The organism is Vibrio sp. 03_296, from assembly GCF_002265885.1.
Window position 1 is genome coordinate 1 of sequence record NZ_NPKW01000053.1, and the last position, 954, is coordinate 954.

A 954-nucleotide genomic window follows, 5' to 3' on the forward strand; every position below is an offset into this window, starting at 1 on the left:
TACGAGATGTGCATCACGACGAAATTGAACACACAAATCGAGAGTCACCCCTCCGTTTCGATATTTACGGGGACAAATTCCATTTATTACTCCCTACGTTGAATAGATTAACCTAACGCCGCGTTAAGGGGTGAATGCCGCCTAAACCAAGCTTCTGCAGACCACTTTCACCACAAAAATCACCGCAAACTAAAAATGCCACGCGGCATGAATCCCACTTAAACGCCTTGTTATGTTTAAGGCTCAAAGGGTTAAGTTTTGCGATACCAAGAGCTTAACTCGAGTTACCTTTGAAAACCAAAACCAGACGCTAAAAAGCTGAATTAACTCATAAATTTGATTCTAATGATTTTGAGTTTTAGCGTGAGAAGCCGAAAACTGGAGTTGAAACTTTGAAACAAAGACGCTTTATTCGACTCACAAATGCACTGAGCTTTAATGAGGCAACTCTCAGAATTTTTCGCGCCCAATGAATTGGAGTCCAGAAACAGCGCCCAATGAGGTTAACTGCCGACAAGAGCAAAATTAGAAAGCCGAGAATGAAAGAAGAGATGCAACCAACTGATTTACGTGATTAAACATAACGCCGCGTTAAGGGTGCAGGCACGCACCACAAAGCTACCGCACAGCGACTTAATCACTGAACCCAACGCAAATCGAAAATGCCACGCGTGCCAAATCCCTCTTAAACGCTTTGTTATGCTTAAGCTTCAATGGGTTAAGTTTGATCAGAACCAAGATTAACTCGACTTTGATTCACAAACAAAAGCCAAAACGTAGAAAACCGAAATGAATCATAGTTTTGATAATCAGGCTCAGAATTTTGGCAAATCCAGTTTGAAGTTTGAAAACCTAGAAATGGATTTCTGATTGAGCCAACCGCCACAACCTCGCGCTTACCCGACAATTGAATGAGGCTATTCTCTGAATTTCTAGCGCCAAAGAATAAGAGTC

2 protein-coding genes are annotated in these 954 nt (G+C 41.8%); both read right to left on the reverse strand.

The window, feature by feature from the left end:
- Positions 1 to 112: 112 nt before the first annotated feature.
- Positions 113 to 247, reverse strand: coding sequence for a DUF3265 domain-containing protein (locus CIK04_RS05390; protein WP_081096094.1), 135 nt, complete (start codon positions 245 to 247; stop codon positions 113 to 115).
- A 471-nt stretch (positions 248 to 718) separates the two neighbouring features.
- A partial coding sequence (locus CIK04_RS33180; protein ID WP_325205694.1) for a hypothetical protein occupies positions 719 to 954 on the reverse strand: 236 nt, incomplete at its 5' end.